The sequence below is a fragment of the Sphingomonas zeicaulis genome (assembly GCF_050433225.1).
Lineage (GTDB): Bacteria > Pseudomonadota > Alphaproteobacteria > Sphingomonadales > Sphingomonadaceae > Sphingomonas_D > Sphingomonas_D zeicaulis.
This window is the reverse complement of the sequence record NZ_JBNPXQ010000002.1, coordinates 516750-532839: the sequence shown is the minus strand read 5'-3', so window position 1 is coordinate 532839 and position 16090 is coordinate 516750. Positions and strand designations below refer to the sequence as shown.

The window sequence follows — 16090 nt, the reverse complement described above, 5'->3', positions numbered from 1 at the left end:
GAGGCGCCGCCGCCATCTTCCACCTCGCCGTGCGACGGATCACGGCCGTGCGACGGATCAGGCAGCGTCGCTCAGCGTGCCGCTCTCGATCTCCAGTCCGGCGACCGGCATCGGCCGCGGTCGACCGAACAGGAAGCCCTGCACCTCGTCACAGCCTTCGCGCACCAGCACCTCAAGCTGCTCGCGCGTCTCGATGCCCTCGGCGAGCACCGGGATGGCAAGGCTGCGGCCCAGCGCCAGCACCGCGCGGACGATCGCGGTCGCCTGCGGACTGACGGCAAGTTCGGAGGTGAAGAAGCGATCGAGCTTGATCTTGTCGAACGGAAAGGCGCGCAGCGTTTCCAGCGACGAATAGCCGGTGCCGAAATCGTCGAGCGCGACGCCGACGCCCAGTGCCTTGATCTGCCCCAGCACCTTCAATGCGCGATCGCGATCCGCCATGATCGCACTTTCGGTCAGTTCGATCTCGAGCCGTTCGGCCGGCAACCCGGTATCGGCAAGGATACGCTGAAAGATCTGCGGCAGTTCGGCATGGGCGAGCTGCAGCGCCGACACATTGACGGCGACCTTGCTGGGATGATCCCACTCCATCGCGTCCGAACAGGCGCGCTGCAGCACCCATTCGCCAAGCGACAGAATGAGGCCGTTTTCCTCGGCCACCGGAATGAAGGTGGACGGCGGGATCATGCCGCGCTGCGGATGCATCCAGCGCAGCAGCGCCTCATAGCCGGTTATTGCGCGATCGGCGACCGACGCCTGCACCTGATAATGAACCTCGAGCTGGTTCTCGTCGATCGCCTTGCGGAGATCATTTGCCAGTTCGCGCCGCTCGCGGATCGCCTCGTCGAGCATGCCGTCATAATAGCAGGGCGCGCCGATGCCCTCGCACTTCGCGCGATACATTGCGAGATCGGCGTTGTTGGACAGCACATCTTCCTGCAGCCCGTCGTCCGGATACACGGCCACGCCGATGCTGGCGCCCAGCCGCGCATCGAACTGGCCGAAGCGCATCGGCGCGCGCAGTGTGGCATCGATACGATCGGCGAAGGCGACGATCTGGCTGCGATCGTTGCAGCGAACGATCGCGACGAACTCGTCGCCACCGAGCCGTGCCACCACATCGTCGGCGCGGGTCGCATGGCGCAGCCGTTCGGCGACCACCATCAGCACATCGTCACCGGCCTTGTGACCATGGAGATCGTTGATCTCCTTGAAGCGATCGAGATCGATCGCGCAAAGCCCGACGCGCTGACCGTTCGCGGCGGCGATGCCGATCTGGCGCACCAGGGCGGCGTGGAAGGCCACCCGGTTGGGCAGGCCGGTCAGCGCGTCGCTCATCGCCATGTGGCGCATTTCGGCGAGCGCATCGTTGCGGGTCTGCTGGTCGATCAGCGCGGCGAAAACGCCTGCGGCGATGACGACCAGCCCCAGCAGCGCGGTGGCGATCGCCAACGCGCGAACCTGCTCGGCCTCCAGCGGGGCGCTGCTCATCGCGACCGGCGCGATATGGAGCGCGGTCATTGCAACGAAGTGGAGCAAGGCGATGGCGAGCACGATCAGAATGACGCCCGACGCCAGCCGCAGCCGCCCGAACCGATCGGACTGGAGCGCGACGAACGCAGCGGCGCCGAAGATCGTCGCACAGCCGATCGCCGCGATCACACAGGCCGGATTCCAGGTCACGATGCCGTCGACGCGGTAGGCGGCCATGCCGATGAAATGCATTGCCGAGATCGCCAGGCCGAAGATGGCACCTCCGATCGCGGGCAGCGGGCCGCGGCTCCGCGCAGACGCGACCATGAAGCCGATGCAGGATCCGACAACGGCGATGATCAAAGATGCGATCGTCAGCACCGGATCCAGCGTGACCGGGGCCTTCGCCTGATAGGCCAGCATGGCGATGAAATGGGTGCACCAGATCGTCGCGCCACCGGCCACCGCCGATAGGAACGCCCAGCCGAGTCGCTGCAGGCCGAAGGTGCCGATCGCGCGCTCGAAAAGCTGGACGATGCTGAACGCACCCGCACCACACACGAAAACGGCCAGTACGACCAGCCACGGATCATGTTCGATAGCGATACACAGCGCAACGTCGATCATGCGAGCCCTTGTCCCAAGCTGGGCGTGAGCACTTGCCGACGCACAGGTTCCCAACCTTTGTGCTTGAAATCATTATGAAGCAGTTAACCGCAACGTCAAGCAACCACGGTGGCCAGTTCTGCCTGCGCCGCCTGATAATGCCACATGCCGGCATAGACGCCACCCGCACGCAGCAGTTCGGCATGGGTGCCCTGTTCGGCCACCCGCCCATGATCGAGCACGACGATGCGATCGGCATCGACCACGGTCGACAGTCGGTGTGCGATCACGATCGTGGTGCGGCCATGCTCGATCGTGGCCAGTGTCGCCTGGATCGCCGCCTCGGTGCCGCTGTCCAGCGCGCTCGTCGCCTCGTCGAGGATCAGGATCGGCGGATCCTTCAGCAAGGTGCGGGCGATCGCGACGCGCTGCTTTTCGCCGCCGGAAAGTTTGAGCCCGCGTTCGCCGACGCGCGTGTCATATCCCAGCGGCAGCGATTCGACGAAGCGGTCGATCGCCGCCCCCTGCGCCGCGGCGCGGACCGCCTCGGGCGTCGCCCCCTCCCGGCCATAGCCGATATTGTAGCCGATCGTGTCGTTGAACAGCACCGTATCCTGGGGAACGATGCCAAGCGCCGCGCGCAGCGTTTGCTGGCGGACCTCGGCAATATCCTGCCCGTCGATCAGGATGCGGCCGCCGGTGACGTCGTAGAAACGGAACATCAACCGCGCGAGAGTCGACTTGCCCGCGCCGGACGGACCAACGACGGCGACGGTCGATCCCGCGGGCACGTCGAGGTCGATGCCCTTCAGGATTTCGCGCCCGGGATCATAGCCGAAGCGGACATTCTCGAAGCGGACATGACCGCGCGGCACCGCCAGCGCCGGCGCGCCGGGTCGGTCGACCACCTCAGCGGGGGCATCGACCAGCGCGAACATGTCATTCATGTCGATCAGCCCCTGCCGCACGGTGCGATAGACCATACCGAGCAGATCGAGCGGGCGGAAAAGCTGCGACAGCAGGGTATTGACCAGCACGACATCACCCGTCGTGAACCGGCCGACCGACCAGCCCCACACGCTATAGGCCATCGCGCCGGCCATCATCAGGTTGGTGATGAAGGACTGGCCGATATTGAGCCAGGCGAGCGAGGTCTCGTTGCCGACGGCGGCATCCGCATAGCGCCGCACCGCCTGGCCATAGCGGCGCGCCTCGCGATCCTCGGCGTTGAAATATTTGACCGTTTCGAAGTTGAGCAGACTGTCGACCGCGCGTGCGACCGCGCCGGTATCGAGACGGTTCATCTCCTCGCGCAGCTTCGCGCGCCAGTCCGTAACGAAGCGTGTGAACCAGATGTAGAGGCCGACCATCGCCAGCGTTGCCAGCACCAACCCTATGCCGAACTTGACCTGGAAGATGATGGCCACGGCGACCAGCTCGATCACGGTCGGCGCGATATTGAACAGCAGGAAGTAGAGCATCGTGTCGATGCTCTTGGTGCCGCGCTCGACCACCTTGGTGATCGCGCCGGTGCGGCGCTCGAGGTGAAAGCGCAACGAGAGCTGGTGGAGGTGACGGAACACGCGCTCGGCGAGCCGCATCGTCGCCATCTGGCCGACGCGCTCGAACACGGCGTTACGCAGGTTGTCGAACAGCACCCCGCCGAACCGCGCACCGGCATAGGCGATGACCAGCGCCATCGCGAGCCCTACCGCCGGTTGGAGCCCGGGCGCCATCCGGTCGACCGCCGCCTTGTAAGCGAAGGGCATCAGCAAGGTGGAGGCCTTGGCGACGATGATCAGCGCCATCGCGATGACGACGCGCACCCGCAACGCGCGATCGTCGCGTGGCCAGAGATAGGGCAGGAAGCGCCGGATCGACGCCAGCAGGGGCGGCGTGGGTCGGCTGTCGGTCGCGTGATCCGGGGGCATGGCGCCTCCATGTAGGATCTCGGGACGCGGGGGCCAATGGTTGAAACCGCTCGGTGCGGTTCGGTCTGGTCAGGGGAGGAAGAAAGTCACCTGGGCCGGGGGCGCCACGCTGTGGGGAAAATGGCGCCCCCGACCCAGGGAAATCAGCAGCCACCCCGATTCGACGGCTCGTGGGGAAAAGCCGTCGCCCGATAATGTGGCTGCGACACACGGGATGCCGAACTTTGGTGCCGGACGATGCGACCAGATACACCGCCAGACATGTTGCCATCCCGGTGTTCGCGTGTTGCCGGTTGGATTCGCCGGCAAGCATTCGAACTCGAGGTGTTTATGCGTCACATGGATGCATTTGGCGCAGTATGAGACCGCTTGTCACGGTTACATCCACGGAATCCAAGGGCGAACGGTGCCTGAGCAGCGATAGACCGACCGAATCCTAAGCATTTGTGTTACTGCCCCGACCAGTTTAGCGTGCAATGTAGCGTCGGGTTTGACGATGAGTCTTGACCGGCGCTCGCGCACCGGGGCGGATTGCGCGTGGAGCCAATTCAAGGGGGTGCGTGGCGATTGCGCATGTAACGCCGCGCAGCGGGATGCGATGGGCGTTTACGAGGATGTGACGAGCGAAGGCGCCAGGCGCGGAGATGTGGAGGCTGCGGTCGCGGCGATTTCCGCGTCACCGGAATTCCTGCGCGCGCCGGTCATGCGCCGCCTTCTTGACTATCTCGTCCAGGAAACGCTCGCCGGTCGTGGCGACCAGGTAAAGGCCTATTCGGTAGCGGTCGATGGCCTCGGCCGCGATCCCGATTTCGACACCCAGGCAGATAGCTATCCGCGCGTCCAGGTCGGCCGACTGCGCCGCATGCTCGACGCCTATTATGCGCGCCATCCGCTGGTTGCCGGCGTGGGCCTCTCGATTCCCAACGGATCCTACAAGGTGCGGCTAATCACGCCGCAGGAAACGAGCGCCCCGGCTGCCGCCACCACGGCCATCACGCCCGCCGGGGACGGCGCGATAGCGAATCGGACGCGCGCCGATTGGGAAGGCGCCGCACCGCCACGCCGTGGATTGCGCTGGGCGCTGGTCGTGTTCGCGATCGTGGCACTGCTGGGTTCTGCGATGCTGTGGCTGGTACTCAATCCGCTGCGCAGCCTGGCGGATGCCGAGATCGTTCCCGCGCCCGCACTCGAACTGCAGCACGTCAGCACCGATGGCAGCCCGGAGGCGACGCGCATCGGCAGCCGGGTGGATGCGGTGCTTGGCGACGCGCTCTACCGCTCCTTCGTTACGCTGATCCAGGCGGGTAACAATGCGAGCCAGACGTCGGCGGACTACCGACTCGTCGGCCGCGTTTCGACCAACGGCGGCGGAACGACCCTCGCCGTGCAGATCTATCACATTCAGTCCGGCCGCCAGATCTGGTCGCAGACGGTTGTGCTGCCCTCCGACGCAACTCCGCTCGAACCCGTGCTGCGCCCGATGATCGCGCAGATCATCCAACCATTCGGTGTGGTCGCGACCGACCAGCGCGCGCGCTTCATCGATCCCGCGGCACCGGGCTTTCCCTGCCTTGTCCTCTATCACGACTATCGTCGGACCCGCGACCCGGCGATCTACACGACGGTCGACACCTGTCTCGAGCGATCGGGCGAACTCACCCCGAACAAGACCAATGTGCTCGCCGCACGTTCGTTCATGGCCTTTGACGCCGCCCGCCTAACCCCTGCCGACGCCGCCGCCCTGCGCCGGCGAGGCGCGCGCCTCGCACGCGATGCTGTACGCTCCGATCCCTTCAGCGGCGTCGGCCACTATGCGCTCGCCACCGCCTTCTTCTCCGAAGGCCGCTGCGACCTGGGCAAGGCCAGCGCGCAGCGATCGATCGAGCTCAACCCCTATAGCGGCGAGAAACTGGCGACGCTTGGCGCGGCGATGTTCGAGTGCGGGGACCCCGATGCGGAGCAGATCCTGCGCGAGGCGCTGCTGCTCGATCCCAACGGCCCCGCCTACACCCGAACCCCGCTCGTCATCCTGCTGATCCGCCAGCACGAGGCGCCCGAGGCGCTGGCGCTGGCCAACATGATCATTCCGCCGATGGACGCCACCCGCCCATCCTACGATTTGACGATGGCGCTTGCGCAGGCCGCAAATGGCCAGCGTGCCGCTGCGGCCGCATCATGGCGGCGCGTGCTCCGTGGCGCCGGCAGCAACGGCGATGCAGCATCGCTCGCGGCAAGCCCGTCGCTGTCTCCCTGGCTGGGGCCGCGCACCATCGAAGCGTTAAAGGAAGTTGGATTGGTCACGGGCTGAATTGCGCCAGAATTCCGAACTTTCCACCAACACATGGCGCATTGTGCGTGACTGACGCTTTTTCATACACGGTGAAATCCCTGAAAGACCGTGTCTGGGCGGTTTGGCACGGCTTTTGCTGAAGAATGGCATAGCCGCACGGTGCGGCGCCTTCTTTCAGGGAGCCTTACGATGTCGATCCGTTTCGCCGAACTGCGCCGTACCCTTTTCGCCGCTGCCGGCGCGCTTCTGGTCAGCAGCATGGCGCTGTCCGCCGCGGTGATGCCCTCGGTCACCCCGCTGACCGCTCAGCCGACGCTCTGACCCAAACCCACTGCTTCAGGAACAGCCGATGTCGTCCTACGCTCTCGACAAATCCAATGCGAAGCTGCTCGGTGTCTGCTCGGGCTTCGCCCGCTGGACATCGACCGATCCGTTTCTTGTTCGCCTCGGCCTGGTGCTGCTGACCCTATTCGCACTCGGCCCGGCCACGCTGCTTGTCTACCTGCTGACAGCATGGCTCGCCGACGCCCGCTGAACGGCACATTAACCTCTGTGGCTTGCTTTGGAGCTGTGATTTAAGTCATAGCATCGACACCGTTGGTCTGCCACGCAGGCCATAGAAGGGGTGTCGAATGTGGGGCTATAAGCATCGCGATCCTGCGATCCACAGCCGTGCTCGCGACCAGGCAGCTTGGCTGATCCGCGATCATGGCGACAAGGCAGAGGACGTGCTGCGCGCGAAGATGAACCGGCCCAACATCACCAAGGATGATGCGTACCGGTTCAAACTGACCATGGAAGAGCTTGAGCGGCAACGCAGGCGCGAGCCAGGGCGCAGTCGCCGTCGCGGCGGCCTCTTGCGGCGTATCCTCGGCCGGCTGGGGTTCAAGCGCCCGTCGCACGGAAGTTGATCGGGTTGGCGACGCTTCGCCCCGGTGGTAAACGGGAACATATGGGCGCCTTCGCCATCCTGACCCGCGGATCGGCCGCGCGCCGCAGATGAACTGGCATCGCCTGACCCGCGGCGAGGATGAGGTGGTCGACGCCTTCATGGCGGCCGAAGCGGATCGGCTGAACGATCGTCTGGATGCCGCCAATGCCTGGCACGCCGACGGGCGCCGCTACTCGCTGGATCCGCCGGTGCCGCGCGGCCTTTCCGACATGCTCTACGCCATTGATTCGGTTGAGCTGCAGAAAAAGCGTCCGCAGCGGATCGGCGTGATCGTCCAGCGATTGCTGATTGCCGCATCGCTGCTCTGGGCCAGCTATACATGTTACGGCGTATTGCTGCAGATCAAAAGCATCGCTTTCGCGTTGCTCCCCGCTTGACCTCGGTTCGCCGATGCGAAACTGTATGGCCCAAGCAGGGGGGTTATGGTGCGGATTCAAGGGCGCATGGGGCGTGCGCGGGCCGCGGCGGCGTCGAGGATGATTCGGCAGCCGGTCATGCGGAGCGCCGCCGAAGTGGATAGCGAGCGCGCAGCCTATGTACGGGCAGCGCAGGCGATCATTCGGGTCCGCGATCTCCGCGATCGCATGATCGGCGGCCACGGCCAGTTTGCAGATCCTGCCTGGGATCTGTTGCTCGACCTTTATGTCGCGACGGTGGAAGACCGGCCGCTGGCGGTAGGCGACGCGTGCGTGGGTGCCCGTGTGCCGCAGACGACGGCGCTGCGCTGGATCGATCAGCTTGAACGGCTCGGCAAGGTCAAGCGCACGGCCGACCCGTCAGACCGGCGGCGGACGCTCGTGAGCCTGACCGATACTCAATTGTCCTTGATGGACCGGTTCTTCCGGTCGGCCGCCGACGCTGTCGGATCGGTGGGCGGTGACAATGCGAATTTTTCTTCGAGCAATCCCAACGGAAGATAGAGGGTCGCGCCGATGTCCCGCTCGCCGGCCCGGTCGAGCAAGGTCAGTGCCTCATTCAAAAGATCATAGGCGCGCAAAACGCGCGTGATAACGTCGCCAGAATTGGTATGCATAGTCCCCAGCCTTCTGCGGGCTATGCTGCGCTTTTGCGGCGCCACGTCAAGGACGGAACCCGCATCGGCCAATGATCCGCTCCAAAGCGGAGCGGATTGTCACGGCCGCAGCGGCAGGGCGAAGCCCCCCAGCGCCGAAGCGTTCGTCCCTCGCAGTGGTTTGACAGCATCATCGGCTTCGCCCAATCGGACGGCGATTCTGGTGAGGGGCACGCCGTGGCCGAAGTCAAACTCCATTCAAGCTGGCTCGAGCCGCTGCGCGGTGAATTCGACAGCGCCTATATGCAAACGCTCAAGGCGTGGCTGCTCGCCGAGAAAGAGGCGGGCAAGCGGATCTTCCCCAAGGGCGGCGAATGGTTCCGCGCGCTCGACCTGACGCCGCTGGACGACGTCCGCGTCGTCATCCTCGGGCAGGATCCCTATCATGGCCCCGGCCAGGCGCATGGCCTGTGCTTCTCGGTGCAGCCCGACGTGCGCATCCCGCCCTCGCTGGTCAACATCTACAAGGAGTTGGAGGCCGATCTCGGCATTCCCCGCGCACGCCACGGTTTCCTCGAACGTTGGGCGAAGCAGGGCGTGCTGCTGCTCAATTCGGTGCTGACCGTAGAAATGGGCATGGCCGCCTCGCACCAGGGCAAGGGGTGGGAGCGTTTTACCGACGCCGTGATCCGCCTCGTCAACGCGAAGCCCGAGCCGGTCGTCTTCATGCTGTGGGGCAGCCATGCGCAAAAGAAAGCGGCGGCGGTCGACAGCATCGACCGGGGTGGACAGCATCTCGTCCTGAAATCGCCGCACCCGTCGCCGCTCTCGGCGCATAACGGCTTCTTTGGCAGCCGGCACTTCTCGCAGGCCAACGCCTTTCTGGAGCAGCGCGGCCTGCCGCCGATCGACTGGGCGCTGCCAGCCTTGGCGGGCACCGAAAGCTAAGCGCTCATGCGTCCTCGATCCCACATCCGGCATCGCCGGGATGCGCAAGGCAGAGCAAGGCATGGCTGGCCTGTGCGGTCGAGGGCGGCATTCCGTCACCGAAGGCGAATTGCAGCACCAGCCGCCGCGGCGCGCCATTCGCGACGTAGAAGAGCGGATCCGCCGCACCCTCACCATTCTGGATGGTCAGCGCCCGGCCTGCGAGCGTCGCCTGCGTCACCTTGCCGTCAGTGCACAGCAGATAGAAGGCTCGGCCGAGATTGGCCATCGTTCCCATCCGGATCGCAGCGATCCGCTCCGGCGAGGCGTCTCGCCCCGATGCCGTGAAGCTTTCAAGATCCACATCGACCGAAAGTGGTGGAAGCGTACATACCGGAGCCGCCACGGGTTCCGCAGCAAGCATCAATCCGGTCAGGATCGTCATGAACGGCATTGTGCCCCCTTCATATGCCCTTCTAACACCGGATCGTTCGGTGCCAAAGATGCTTCGCTGGCAGGAAATGCTTTGGCGTAATCCCTTCGGCCGCTATCATCCTGCCGCGTCATGACCGGTTCCGCATGATATCCTTTCGTCTCGCCGGATATGGCGCCTATCGCCCGCGCGAAAATCGCCCGTCGACGGCGCTGGACATGCAGTTCGGCAAGCCCGCCGGCTGGACCGAGGCCGAATTCGGCATCGCCGCGCGGGGCGTTGCTGCCCCGGATGAGACCAGTTCGATGATGGCCGCCGCCGCGTGCGAAGCGGCGCTGGCGGGCGCCGGCTGGCCCGCCGCCTCGATCGACCTGCTGATCGGCGCCTGTGGAGTAATGGAACAGCCGATTCCCGGCACATCGGTGCTGATCCAGGAGCGGCTGGGCCTCGGCCGCTCGGGCATTCCCGCGTTCGACGTCAACCAGACCTGCCTGTCCTTCCTGACCGCGCTCGACATCGTCGCGCTCGGCATCGCGCACGGGCGGTGGCGCCGCGTGCTGATCGCTTCGGCGGACATCGCCTCCGCCGGGCTCGACTTCGACGTTCCGGCCTCCGCCGCGATCTTCGGCGATGGCGCCGCCGCGATCTGCGTCGAGGCAGCCGATGGCGCCGCCGGCCTTATCGCCAGCCGCTTCGCCACTTGGGGTGAGGGCCGCGACCTCGCGGTGCTCGCCGCCGGCGGCACGCGAATCCGCGTGGAAGAGGGCTATGACGCGCTGGTCGCGGGTTCGCGCTTCCGTATGGACGCGTTCGGGATCTTCAAGGCGGCCGCGCGCGGGCTGCCCAAGCTGGTCGACACCACGCTCGCCGAGGCCGGCCTCACCCGCGAGACCGTCGACCTGATCGTCTGCCATCAGGCGAGCGCGCCTGGTGTCGAGCATGTCCGTCGGCTGATGGGTGGCGATCCGGCGCGCGTCGTCGACATCTTCGCCGATCATGGCAATCAGATCGCCGCCTCGCTGCCGAGCGGCCTGGCCATGGCACAGCACACGGGGCGATTGCGGCCGGGCCAGTCGGTCCTGCTGCTCGGTACCGCCGCCGGGATCAGCGCCGCGGCGATGGTGCTGCGGCTGTGAGCGCGCCGCGGCACGCGCTCGTCACCGGCGCCACCGGGGGGCTCGGCCTGACGCTGGTGCCGACCCTGCTGGCCGCCGGCTATCGCGTCCGTGCCACCGGCCGCAGCGCAGCAGTGCTCGACCGGCTGGCCGCGATGGGCGCCGAGCCGCGCCCTGCCGACCTCACGGACCCGCAAGCACTGCCGGCGCTGTGCGCGGGTGTGAACGTGGTGTTCCACGCCGCCGCGCTTTCGAGCCCGTGGGGTCCGTTCGAGACCTTCGAGCGGATCAACGTTACCGCCACCCGCCAGTTGCTCGCCGCCGCCAACGGCGCTGGCTGCGATGGCTTCATCTTCGTCTCCTCGCCGTCGATCTACGCCGCGCCACGCGACCGCGTCGCTTTGACGGAGGACAGTCCGCCGGAAGCACCGGCGATGAACGCCTATGCTGCGACGAAACTCGCCGCCGAGCGACTGGTGCTCGCCGCCGATGGGCCACGCATGAAGACGGTCGCGATCCGCCCGCGCGCGGTGATGGGGCCCGATGACAGCGTGCTGCTGCCCCGGCTGCTGCGCATCGTCCGCCGCGGCCGCTTCCCGCTGATCAATGGCGGGCAAGCGCTGGTGGAACTGACCGACGTGCGCGACGCCTGCCGTGCGCTGCTGCTCGCCGACGAACACCGCGCCGCCGCTGCGGGGCAGGCGGTCAACATCTCGGGCGGGCGACCCGTCACCATCCGCAAGCTGGTGGAGGCGCTGGGCGAGGTCGCCGGGCGGCCGATACGCTTCAAGCCTGTCTCCGTCGGTGCCGTCATGCGCATCGCCGGCCTCCTCGAAACCGCGTACGGCCTGGTGCCGGGCCGCCCCGAGCCGCCGGTCACGCGCTATGGCGTGGCGACGCTCGCTTTCTCGCAGACCTTTGATCTCAGCCGTGCGCGCAGCCTGCTGGGGTATGAACCGCACCATGACGCCGTTGCCAGCGCGCGCGAAACCGCGGCGCAGGTGCTGGGCCGCGCATGATCCGCTGCGGGTTCGAGCTGATCGAGGCCGGCCATTGCCGTCACCCGGCGGCGATGGCGCGCAGCGGTGCGAGCCTCTGCGCCACCCGCTTCCCCGCGCTGGTCGGTATGATCCGGCATCCCAGCGAGGGGGTGATCCTGTTCGACACCGGCTATGACCCTGTCTTCTTCGCCGCCACGCAGAGCTTCCCCGAGCGGCTCTATCGCTGGACGACGCCGGTGAACCTCGCACCGGGCGAGGCGGCGGTCGACCAGCTCGCCCGCGCCGGCATCGCGCCGGAGGCGGTGAGCGCGATCATCCTCTCGCATTTCCATGGGGATCATGTCGCCGGGCTCGCCGCCTTCCCCGCCGCACGGCTGTTCTGCGCGCGCGCGGGGATGGCGGAATTGCGTGCGCGCGGACGTTTCGCCCGCGTGCGACGCGGGCTGCTTGCCGGGCTCGTGCCCGAAGATCCACCACGTCGCACCACCTTCTTCGAGGATCTGCCGCGCGTCACCTTGCCCGGCGACTTCGCGCCCTTCGACCAGGGCGTCGACCTGTTCGGCGATGGCGCGCTGATCGCGGTCGAACTGCCCGGCCACTGCACCGGCCATTGGGGCCTGGCGCTGGCGAGCGAGGACGGCAGGCGGCTGATGCTGGTCGGCGACGCCGCCTGGTCGATCGGCGCGATCCGCGACGATGCACCGCCGCCGCGCCTGACCACCGCGCTGCTCGGCAACACCGGCCGCTACCGCGCCACCCTTAACGCTCTGCACCGACTGGCGACGCGCAACGCGGAGATGCTGCTGCTGCCCTCCCACTGTCCAGAGGCCGCGCGGTCGATCGGTGGCTGATCGGGCGGCGATCCTCGGATCATGGGCACGCACGCGCTGGGCCGCGCGCATCCGTGATCGCGACGCGCTGGCACGCCGTCAGGCGCGGCTCTGGCAGCGGATGGCACCGGTGCTGCGCGCGACGCCGGCGCTCGCCGCTCATGCCGGCCGACCGCTGGAGGCGTTGCCGATCACCGATGTCACGACGATGCGCGCGGATTTCGCCGGATGGAACAGCCGCGGCCTCAGCGAAGCCGACGCGCACCTTGCCGCCGAGGCTGCCGAACGCGGTGAGACCACGCTGCTCCCCGGCGGGATCAGCGCGGGATTTTCGACGGGCAGCAGCGGCACGCGCGGCCTGTTCCTCGCCGACCCGGGGGAGCGCGCGCGCTATGTCGGCCAGGCGCTGGCGCGGCTGCTGCCCGCGCGCGCACTGCTCGGCGGACGTCGCATCGCCCTGTGCCTGCGCGCGGACAGCGCGCTCTACCGTGATGTCGGGCGCGCCGGGCGCTTCGCCTTTCACTTCGTGCCGCTTAGCGCCAGCCCGGCCGGACGCGCCGCAGCGCTCCAGCGCATCGATCCGCAGGTGCTGATCGCGCCGCCGCATGTGCTGGCGGATCTCGCAGCCGCTGGCATCTCCTTGCCTGCGCTCAGCCGCCTGTTCTACGGCTCCGAGCCGCTGGGTGAGGCCGAGCGCGGCTGGATCACGACACGGCTCGGCCGCCGTCCCGATCCGATCTACCAGGCCACTGAGGGGTTCATCGGCGCGACATGCCGGATGGGCACACTCCACCTCAACGAGCCAGAGATGGTGGTTGAGCTCGAACCCGTGCCCGGGACCAGCCGCTTCCGCCCGATCGTCACCGATCTCGGACGACGGACACAGCCGATCGTCCGCGTGCGGCTCGACGATCTGGTCGAGCCGCTGGACAGCTGCGCCTGCGGCGCGCCCACCCGCGCGATCCGTCCGGTCGAGGGGCGGATCGACGACCTCTGGCACTGGGACGGGGTGACGATCTGCCCGCGCGATGTCGAAACCGCGCTGGCCGAGGTGCTGGGCGGCGGCGCCCGCTGGCGTGCCATTGCGGGCCCCGGCGGTGTCACCGTGGAAAGCGACGCGCCGGAGCTGGCCGCACCGACACTGCGCACGCTGCTGGCCGCACACCGCATCGATCGCCCCGTCATCGACCGCCCCTTTCATCCTGAAACCGCTCCGAAAAGGCGGCGTGTACGCTGGTGCAGCGGTGGCTGAGCGCGTTCTGATTACCGGCGCCCGCGCGCCCGTCGCGCTCGACATCGCACGCAGCTTCGCCGCCGCCGGCCATGAGGTGCATGTGGCGGACAGCGCCCCGGCGCTTATCGCCCGCTGGTCCCGCACGCCGCGCGCGTTCCACCGCCTGCCCTCGCCCCGCCATGCACCCGAAGCGTTCGCGCGTGCTGCGCCGGAACTGGTCGCAGCGCTCGATCCGGTGCTGGTCGTGCCGACCTGCGAGGAGATATTCCATCTCGCCCGGCTGGGGCTGGAGCGGTTGTTCGCGCCTGCGCCGGCGCGGCTGTTCGAACTCCATGCCAAGGATCGTTTCGCAACGCTCGCCGCCGGCCTCGGACTGACCGTCCCCGAGACGCATCGGCTGGAGACGCTTGCCGCGCTGGCACGGTTCGCCGGCACGCCCACCGAATGGGTGTTCAAGCCGGTTCATTCGCGCTTCGGCACGCAGGCGCGAGTCGGACCGGCGCGGCTCGACGGGATCACGCCCAGTGCCGATGCGCCCTGGGTCGCGCAGCGGCGGATCCTTGGCGAGGAGGTGAGCTTCTATGCCATTGCCCATGGCGGTGCGCTTGCCGGTTTTGCCGCCTATCGATCGTCATGGCGGCTGGGTGGCGGCGCCGGCTATGCCTTTGCAGCGCTGCCCGACGCGCAAGTTGAGGCAGTGGGCGAAATCGCGGCCCGTCTCGCACCGGCGGTCGGCACCGGCCAGTTCGCCTGCGACGCGATCCGCGACCGGGAGGGCCGCTTTCACCTGATCGAATGCAACCCGCGCGCGACCAGCGGTGCGCATCTGTTCGGCCGTGGTCCCGGCCTCGCGCGGGCGATGCTCGCCGGCGAACCGGTGATGCCGGTGCGCCGGCTGCGCGTACATGTCGGGCCGGCGCTATGGTGGTTCGGCATCGGCACCGCGCTGCGCAGCGGCCGCCATCAGGACTGGTTCGGTGAGCAGCGTCGTGGCCGCGATGTCGTCGGCGCGCCGCACGACCGCTGGCCGATCCTCGGCGCCGCCGCCGACAGCGCGCTGTTCGGTGCGCAGGCGCTGCGCCACCGCCGCACGCTCGCCGAGCAGATGACCGCGGACATCGAATGGAACGGCGAGGCATGACGCCGCTGCCCTCCAATCTCCGAGAGGCATGGCTGCCCATCGCGCTGTCCCGCCACCTCAAGGCGCGGCCAATTGCGCGGATGGCGGCGGGGGTGCCGATCGTGCTGTTTCGCGGGGCAGACGGCGTCGGCGCGCTGCGCGACCGCTGCCCGCACCGCAACCACCCGCTTTCGCTCGGCCGGGTCCGCGATGGCGCGTTGCAATGCCCCTACCATGGCTGGCGCTTCGCCAGCGGCGGTGCCTGCATCGAGACGCCAGGCATCGCGCTCGATCCCGCCCGCGCCAGCCTGCTCGCCGCCGAGTCGATCGGCGTGGTCGAGCGCCACGGCGCGATCTTCGTCCGCGTCGCCGGCGACGATGGCAGCTTCGCGCTGCCGCCCCTGCTCGGCGATCCCGACCATGATCATTTCTGGTGGGCGCAGGGGCGCTGGCGTGGCCGCGCGCTCGATGCGATCGAGAATGTGCTCGATCCCTTCCACACCAATTTCATCCATGACGGCTTCATCCGCCGCGCCGAGCGGCGCATGCCGGTAACGATGCGCGTCGATGCCCGCGAACGCGATATCGCGGTCGTCATCGAACAGGACAAGCCCGACTACGGCATCATGTCCCGCGCGCTGGAGAGCGGCGGACGCAGCGGCAGCGTCACCCATTATTATCCGCCGGCAACGATTCAGGCCCGCTGGCAGGGCGCCGAGCGGCTGACCTTGTGCGTCACCGCCTTCTTCACCCCTGAGGCGCCGGACTGGTTCCGCCCCTTCGCCTGCTTCACGACACCGAAGGGACTCGCCCCGGCCTGGCTGAAACAGGCCGCGATCCGCACCTTCCTCGCGCCGGTGGTCCGCCAGGATCGCATTGCGCTGGAGCGGCAACTGGCAACGATCGAACGCTTCGGCGGGCCGCGATTCGTGCAGGGGCCCGCAGATTTTCTGGGGCCACGGGTGGCGAAGCTGTGGGCGGGGGAGCGGATCGCGCCAGCCGAGGAAGGGCCGTTCGCGGTGGAACTATAATTTCGCGGAGACAGAAATAATTCTGCATTTGACCGCTGGCACGGACTGCCGCCAGACAGCAGCGCCCCCTATCTGGGCGTGATGACGGAATCCATGATCGAGAACGGACGTCCCCTGAGCAATTTCTCGGTGCAG

General features: G+C 67.5%; 16 protein-coding genes. 13 read left to right on the top strand and 3 right to left on the bottom strand.

Features of this window, described 5'->3' with window-relative positions:
• Positions 1-57: 57 nt before the first annotated feature.
• Both FHS96_RS11620 and FHS96_RS11615 read right to left on the bottom strand, forming a co-directional pair.
• On the bottom strand, positions 58-2100 hold the full coding sequence (locus FHS96_RS11620; protein ID WP_429591096.1) for a putative bifunctional diguanylate cyclase/phosphodiesterase: 2043 nt from the start codon (positions 2098-2100) through the stop codon (positions 58-60).
• Positions 2101-2195: 95 nt separating this feature from the next.
• Entirely contained in the window at positions 2196-4010 is a 1815-nt protein-coding gene (locus FHS96_RS11615; protein ID WP_429591093.1) for an ABCB family ABC transporter ATP-binding protein/permease, read from the bottom strand.
• 496 nt (positions 4011-4506) lie between these two features.
• On the opposite strand from FHS96_RS11615, the gene FHS96_RS11610 reads away from it, so the two are divergent.
• From FHS96_RS11610 to ung, 7 genes are all read left to right on the top strand, one after another.
• A complete protein-coding gene (locus FHS96_RS11610) occupies positions 4507-6318 on the top strand; it encodes a tetratricopeptide repeat protein (protein WP_429591090.1) in 1812 nt (603 codons plus the stop codon).
• Between the two features lie 171 nt (positions 6319-6489).
• Positions 6490-6621, top strand: coding sequence for a hypothetical protein (locus FHS96_RS11605; RefSeq protein ID WP_429591087.1), 132 nt, complete (start codon positions 6490-6492; stop codon positions 6619-6621).
• A 28-nt stretch (positions 6622-6649) separates the two neighbouring features.
• Positions 6650-6835, top strand: a complete 186-nt coding sequence (locus FHS96_RS11600; RefSeq protein ID WP_429591083.1) for a PspC domain-containing protein — start codon at positions 6650-6652, stop codon at positions 6833-6835.
• 97 nt (positions 6836-6932) lie between these two features.
• Positions 6933-7211, top strand: coding sequence for a hypothetical protein (locus FHS96_RS11595; RefSeq protein WP_429591080.1), 279 nt, complete (start codon positions 6933-6935; stop codon positions 7209-7211).
• Between the two features lie 124 nt (positions 7212-7335).
• On the top strand, positions 7336-7629 hold the full coding sequence (locus tag FHS96_RS11590; RefSeq protein WP_429591077.1) for a hypothetical protein: 294 nt from the start codon (positions 7336-7338) through the stop codon (positions 7627-7629).
• Between the two features lie 117 nt (positions 7630-7746).
• Entirely contained in the window at positions 7747-8172 is a 426-nt protein-coding gene (locus tag FHS96_RS11585; RefSeq protein WP_429591074.1) for a winged helix DNA-binding protein, read from the top strand.
• A gap of 329 nt (positions 8173-8501) precedes the next feature.
• Positions 8502-9212, top strand: coding sequence for a uracil-DNA glycosylase (gene ung / locus FHS96_RS11580; protein ID WP_429591071.1), 711 nt, complete (start codon positions 8502-8504; stop codon positions 9210-9212).
• 4 nt (positions 9213-9216) lie between these two features.
• Here the strand turns inward: ung and FHS96_RS11575 are convergent, their stop codons facing one another.
• The gene (locus FHS96_RS11575; protein ID WP_429591069.1) at positions 9217-9645 is read right to left on the bottom strand and encodes a hypothetical protein; all 429 of its coding nucleotides are present in this window, start codon (positions 9643-9645) and stop codon (positions 9217-9219) included.
• A 125-nt stretch (positions 9646-9770) separates the two neighbouring features.
• Between FHS96_RS11575 and FHS96_RS11570 the strand changes: the two genes are divergently transcribed.
• Genes FHS96_RS11570 through FHS96_RS11545 form a run of 6 tightly spaced genes read left to right on the top strand, consistent with a single transcriptional unit; the run spans position 9771 to position 15955 of the window.
• Entirely contained in the window at positions 9771-10760 is a 990-nt protein-coding gene (locus FHS96_RS11570) for a 3-oxoacyl-[acyl-carrier-protein] synthase III C-terminal domain-containing protein (RefSeq protein WP_429591066.1), read from the top strand.
• On the top strand, positions 10757-11758 hold the full coding sequence (locus FHS96_RS11565; protein ID WP_429591062.1) for an NAD-dependent epimerase/dehydratase family protein: 1002 nt from the start codon (positions 10757-10759) through the stop codon (positions 11756-11758). The genes FHS96_RS11570 and FHS96_RS11565 overlap by 4 nt, the downstream gene beginning before the upstream one ends.
• The gene (locus FHS96_RS11560; protein WP_429591060.1) at positions 11755-12591 is read left to right on the top strand and encodes an MBL fold metallo-hydrolase; all 837 of its coding nucleotides are present in this window, start codon (positions 11755-11757) and stop codon (positions 12589-12591) included. Before FHS96_RS11565 ends, FHS96_RS11560 begins: the two co-directional genes overlap by 4 nt.
• Positions 12584-13822, top strand: coding sequence for a hypothetical protein (locus FHS96_RS11555; RefSeq protein ID WP_429591057.1), 1239 nt, complete (start codon positions 12584-12586; stop codon positions 13820-13822). Before FHS96_RS11560 ends, FHS96_RS11555 begins: the two co-directional genes overlap by 8 nt.
• Complete coding sequence (locus FHS96_RS11550; protein ID WP_429591054.1) at positions 13815-14945, top strand: ATP-grasp domain-containing protein; 1131 nt, start codon at positions 13815-13817, stop codon at positions 14943-14945. Before FHS96_RS11555 ends, FHS96_RS11550 begins: the two co-directional genes overlap by 8 nt.
• Positions 14942-15955 carry a Rieske 2Fe-2S domain-containing protein gene (locus tag FHS96_RS11545; RefSeq protein ID WP_429591051.1) on the top strand — a complete coding sequence of 338 codons (1014 nt, stop codon included), beginning with the start codon at positions 14942-14944 and terminating at the stop codon, positions 15953-15955. Before FHS96_RS11550 ends, FHS96_RS11545 begins: the two co-directional genes overlap by 4 nt.
• The last annotated feature ends 135 nt before the right edge of the window (positions 15956-16090 follow it).

What these genes read in the sequence shown, in the direction of transcription:
- FHS96_RS11570 (WP_429591066.1), top strand. Translation starts at nt 9,771, where the DNA reads ATGATATCCTTTCGTCTCGCCGGATATGGCGCCTATCGCCCGCGCGAA.
- FHS96_RS11615 (WP_429591093.1), bottom strand. Translation starts at nt 4,010, where the DNA reads ATGCCCCCGGATCACGCGACCGACAGCCGACCCACGCCGCCCCTGCTG.
- FHS96_RS11620 (WP_429591096.1), bottom strand. Translation starts at nt 2,100, where the DNA reads ATGATCGACGTTGCGCTGTGTATCGCTATCGAACATGATCCGTGGCTG.
- FHS96_RS11600 (WP_429591083.1), top strand. Translation starts at nt 6,650, where the DNA reads ATGTCGTCCTACGCTCTCGACAAATCCAATGCGAAGCTGCTCGGTGTC.
- FHS96_RS11610 (WP_429591090.1), top strand. Translation starts at nt 4,507, where the DNA reads ATGAGTCTTGACCGGCGCTCGCGCACCGGGGCGGATTGCGCGTGGAGC.
- FHS96_RS11585 (WP_429591074.1), top strand. Translation starts at nt 7,747, where the DNA reads ATGCGGAGCGCCGCCGAAGTGGATAGCGAGCGCGCAGCCTATGTACGG.
- FHS96_RS11575 (WP_429591069.1), bottom strand. Translation starts at nt 9,645, where the DNA reads ATGCCGTTCATGACGATCCTGACCGGATTGATGCTTGCTGCGGAACCC.
- FHS96_RS11545 (WP_429591051.1), top strand. Translation starts at nt 14,942, where the DNA reads ATGACGCCGCTGCCCTCCAATCTCCGAGAGGCATGGCTGCCCATCGCG.
- FHS96_RS11605 (WP_429591087.1), top strand. Translation starts at nt 6,490, where the DNA reads ATGTCGATCCGTTTCGCCGAACTGCGCCGTACCCTTTTCGCCGCTGCC.
- FHS96_RS11560 (WP_429591060.1), top strand. Translation starts at nt 11,755, where the DNA reads ATGATCCGCTGCGGGTTCGAGCTGATCGAGGCCGGCCATTGCCGTCAC.
- FHS96_RS11595 (WP_429591080.1), top strand. Translation starts at nt 6,933, where the DNA reads ATGTGGGGCTATAAGCATCGCGATCCTGCGATCCACAGCCGTGCTCGC.